A 4,375-nucleotide genomic window follows, 5' to 3' on the forward strand; every position below is an offset into this window, starting at 1 on the left:
ATGAGCCTCCAGCACGGGCCGCACCTCATCGCCGAGGCATAGATCCGCCTGGCCGACGACCGCGGCACAAGCCTGCACGCCGCCGCGGCGTGCGCACATCGCGGCCACGCTGCTGGCAAACTCCGTTTCGCCGACCGGTCTCATGGCCTCAGGCCCATCGGCACGCAGCATCGAGCGCGCCTGGACGAACACCGTTGCGCGAACGTCGTGCCCGCTGCGCAGGTCGCTCAGAAATTCGTCGAGCAGGTAGCGATGGCCTGGCCGGTCGTAAAGATGGTGGTGGGCATCGACAATTGGCTGACCCGGCTCCAGCGCCTCTTCGCGCCGCAGGGCCAGCCTGCCGGGCCGGGTCGTCCCGCTCATTCCGCTCCTGCACCTTCCGGGTAGGCGGGATCCTGGAGTTCCCGCGCCGCGTTACGTTGCGCTGGTCAAGGCTGAACCCGGGGACTCTCGTCTACCGGAAAGCAGCGCGGAACTTCGGACCGGTGATGGCGACGGCAGCCAAGCAGACCATCGCTACGGTGACGAGACCAGGGAACTGGGCGAGCTTGATCCCGAGGCCATCGTCACGCCCGGCATCCATGTCAGCAGGATCGTGAAAGTCCCGCGGGTCGCGACGAAGGCCGGCGGCTTCAGGAAGGCGACAGCTTGATGGCATACCAGAGACGCACGAAAGATCAACTGGCCGCCCGCGTGGCGCAGGACATCCAGGATGGTTCCTTCGTGAACCTCGGCATCGGCCAGCCCACCGCGGTGGCCAACCACATCCCTGCGGGCCGCGAGGTGATTCTGCAAAGCGAGAACGGCATCTTGGGCATGGGCCCGGCCCCGGCAGAAGGCCGGGAAGACTACGACCTGATAAACGCCGGCAAGCAGCCGGTGACCCTGCTGCCCGGCGGCGCGTACTTCCATCACGCTGATTCGTTCGCGATGATGCGCGGCGGCCATCTGGACATCTGCGTACTCGGTGCCTTTCAGGTGTCGACCCAGGGTGATCTGGCCAATTGGAGCACCGGCGAGCCGGGCGCCATCCCGGCGGTCGGCGGCGCCATGGATCTCGCGATCGGCGCCAAGGAGACCTGGGTGATGATGGACCTTCTCACCAAGAATGGCGAGCGCAAGATCGTGGAGCGCTGCACGTATCCCCTGACGGGCATCGCGTGCGTGAAGCGCATCTACACGGACCTGTGCACGCTTGAGTGCACGCCGCAAGGCCTGAAGCTCGTCGACATGGTCGAGGGCCTCGAACACGCTGAACTCGAAAAACTAATCAAGCAGCCGATCGCGGTCTGACCAGCAGGAGAGGCAGCGATGCAGATTGGCGTCCCGCCGAAACTTCGGCGTGGGTCAGCTTGACGCGTGGATCTGCAGCAGCTCGCCGGCCGGCTCAGGCAGTCGCTTGCAGGGACGCCATCAGCAGATTCAGATCCTGCAGCCTTTCAAGTCTCATGACCAGGTCGCGGACCCGCTCGCCGCCGCCTGCCAAGATGCCGCGGCTCAGGGTGAGAAACTTCTTCTCAATCTCCGCCGCGCTCAAGGGACACTCCGGCTCCCCCTTGGCGTTCTCGATGTATCCGCTGAAGCACTGCTCATCTACCAGGATGACGTCCACGGATGCGGCGCGCTTGTCCGGATAGCTCTTGTCGAGCTGGTCATCGGCTTCGACACGAATCTTCTTCATCATCGCGCGAACTCGCGCGTCGGCGAGCTTGGCATCCGTGTACTGGAAAACGGACGCATCGCCATGCACCAAGGCGACTGCTATAGCGAAGGCCACACTGAACTGTGCCTCGTCACCGCTGGACGGCGAGTGGATCTCGGCCGCATAGGTGACCGAGTCGACGCGAACCTTCAGCCCGACAATCGTCTCCGGATCGATGCCGTTGGCCCGAATGACTTCCTGCGTCACGTCCACCGGCGCATGGTTGCCGCGGCAGCCGCCGTGGATCTTGAGATAGGTCTCGGAAATGCTGAACTCGGTTCCGAGTCCAGCCGTCATGTCGGTGCTTCGCGGCTGGTCGGCGAAGGCCTTCAGGAAGCCGCCCTCGAGGATGCTGACCGCACCCTGCGCCCCCTGGCCGGCAAACAACGCGGCCATCACGCCGCCCTCGCAGCTGCGCGCGACCTGGAGGGGTTGGCTGCCCGAGCTCTTCAGCGCCTCTTTCAAGCCGACCCCGAGATTGCAGGCGATCGCCAGTGAGTTGGTTGCGACATCAGGCGAAAAATGCAGCAGATTTGCGCAAGCTGCTGCAGAAGCTGCGGCCCCGAGCACCGCCGTGCTCTGGAATCCGCGCACGACCGTCGACGGATAGATCGCCCGCCCCAGACGCAGAAAGACCTCATAGCCGGCGGCAACGGCGGCAATCAGGTCCTGCCCCGTCACCCGCTGCGTCTCGGCCAGCGCAACCGCGCTTGGGATCACGACGGACGATGGATGCCCCCCGGTGAAGCGTGAGCCATCGTCAAGATACAAGGCATGGGACTGGAAGCTGTTCACCAGGGTCGCATCGCGCAACGACACCTTCTTGCCGAGGCCCCACACGGACGCCTCCGGCGCGCCGCCAAGCAGGGGCAGCAGCTGTCGATGGCATCCCATGTTGTAGCCCACGAGCGCTGCGGCGAGCAGGTCGAGCACCCGTAGCTTGGCCTCCTCGGCCACTGTGGCTGGGAGATCCCCATACCGCGTGTTCGAAACGAATTTCCCGAAGTCTTCTATCAGCATCGGTCGACCCTGTTGCCCGCATCCGCCTGCTGCGTCATGCCGGCTCGCACAAATCGGCCATGAAGCGGCGGATGTCGGCCTGGCTCTCCAATCCAAGCATTTCACCTGCGATGCGCGAGCTCGCAGCAGCTCCGAGGTGCGCCGTGTTGTCCGTAAACTTCTCCATCAGCTCGTCCAGCGTGAACGGGGTCTTCGCGTCACCCCGGACCTCGGGCACCTCCCACGAGTGCCGCCTGCCATCCTTCATCGCGACGTCGATCGCAGCCGGGAAGTCCTTGACCTGGTACCGCGGCTCCACCACGTAACTCACCTTACCCATCACTTTCCGGATCTGCGGGTCGGCAGCAACTGGCGCGGAGAATTCGGCCACACCTGCTCTGCCCCTGACCAGCATCACTGCGACAGCGAACGGCAGGCTGAACCGGGTGTCGTAGTCGGAATTCGGCGCAAGCTTGTTCTCCCAAGGCTCGCATATGATGCCGACCGCATTGGAGACGATGCGGCAGGAAACGGCCTCGATGTCCTCCGGTCGGATACCGAAGGTGCGCCGGAGATGCGCTGCGCACTCGAGGAAGGCCTGCAGATAGTGGCACGCCGGATAAAGCTTGGGACGGATGTCGAGGGTCGTCCATTCGCGCCCGATTCCCTTGAAGATAACGTCGAGGTCGAGCGACTCCCCGCGCAGGAACGAGTTGTACGCGCCGAGCTTGCCCTCGAAGATCGTACTTGGCCCGGTGCAGTCGCGTTGAGCGAACTGCGTGGCCATGACTCCGCAGTGGCCGGCCCAGCCGGCGTGCAAACGCTTTGCATACGAGCCGGCCGGGATGCACTCGAGCAGCCCTGAGGCAAAGCTGCCGGCGACACCGAGGGCCTCGACAGTGCGCCGTAATCCGGCCCGTTCGAGTTTGGCAGTGATCGCTGCGGCTCCGAAAGTCGAGGCCACCGAGGTTGTATGGAATCCGCGCAGATGGAATCTGCCGTAGGCCGGCATCGCGATGCGGATGGTCGCCTCAAGGCCGGCGACTAGCGCCGTAAGCATCTCGCGGCCGGAGCTGCCCGAGCGCTCGGCCGCTGCAAGCGCGACCGGCACCAGAGCAGCGCTCGGATGCACGACCGATTCGGCGTGCGTGTCGTCGTAATCCTGTCCATGTCCGAGGATGCCGTTGCAGAGCGCAGCGCTGTGCAGGGGGACCTTCGTACGGCGCCCGATCAAAGTGGCATCGGGCGTGCCGCCCCACCCGCTGATCATGTCCAGCGCGGACTTTCCGAAATCGATCTGCGTCGAGCCGATGCAGACGCCGACCGTGTCGAGCACGAGCCGCTTGGCCTTGTCCACGACCTCGGGAGGCATGTCTTCGAACTGCAGACCGTCTGTAAATTGCGCAAGGCGCTCCGAAATTGTCCCCGTCATCGTCATTTCCCCTACTTGGCTGGAGGACGCGTTGCCGCCCTAAAAATAGTGTGAGATGTCCGGAGACTCGATCAGTCTCCGGTTCAAAAGATTGGGCAGCGTACAACGATTAGGAGGCCGGATCACTGGGCCGCGAAGGGAAGGTCCTTTGCGCCAACCGCAAAGAGCGCCGGCATCGGGCATGGCGAGACCGTCCGGAGGTGCTCTGGTGCAAATTTTCGGCGAAGCCAAGTGACGTTTCC

Annotated in this window: 3 protein-coding genes and 2 pseudogenes; 2 read left to right on the forward strand and 3 right to left on the reverse strand. The window is 64.2% G+C overall.

Translation table 11 applies throughout. The features are described from left to right. A pseudogene (locus tag APY03_RS20645) lies at positions 1 to 363 on the reverse strand (amidohydrolase family protein); the annotation flags it as partial. Positions 364 to 443: 80 nt separating this feature from the next. On the opposite strand from APY03_RS20645, the pseudogene APY03_RS44210 reads away from it, so the two are divergent. After that, positions 444 to 652: pseudogene (locus APY03_RS44210) on the forward strand (CoA-transferase); the annotation flags it as partial. Then, positions 652 to 1,293, forward strand: coding sequence for a 3-oxoacid CoA-transferase subunit B (locus APY03_RS20650; RefSeq protein WP_174262858.1), 642 nt, complete (start codon positions 652 to 654; stop codon positions 1,291 to 1,293). The pseudogene APY03_RS44210 and the gene APY03_RS20650, both read left to right, overlap by 1 nt. A 94-nt stretch (positions 1,294 to 1,387) precedes the next feature. Here the strand turns inward: APY03_RS20650 and APY03_RS20655 are convergent, their stop codons facing one another. Further along, a complete protein-coding gene (locus tag APY03_RS20655; protein ID WP_068679627.1) occupies positions 1,388 to 2,722 on the reverse strand; it encodes an MmgE/PrpD family protein in 1,335 nt (444 codons plus the stop codon). Positions 2,723 to 2,756: 34 nt separating this feature from the next. Further along, a complete protein-coding gene (locus APY03_RS20660; RefSeq protein WP_083944492.1) occupies positions 2,757 to 4,139 on the reverse strand; it encodes an MmgE/PrpD family protein in 1,383 nt (460 codons plus the stop codon). Positions 4,140 to 4,375: the final 236 nt, after the last annotated feature.

It is taken from the genome of Variovorax sp. WDL1 (assembly GCF_001541225.1).
Classification (GTDB): domain Bacteria; phylum Pseudomonadota; class Gammaproteobacteria; order Burkholderiales; family Burkholderiaceae_C; genus Variovorax.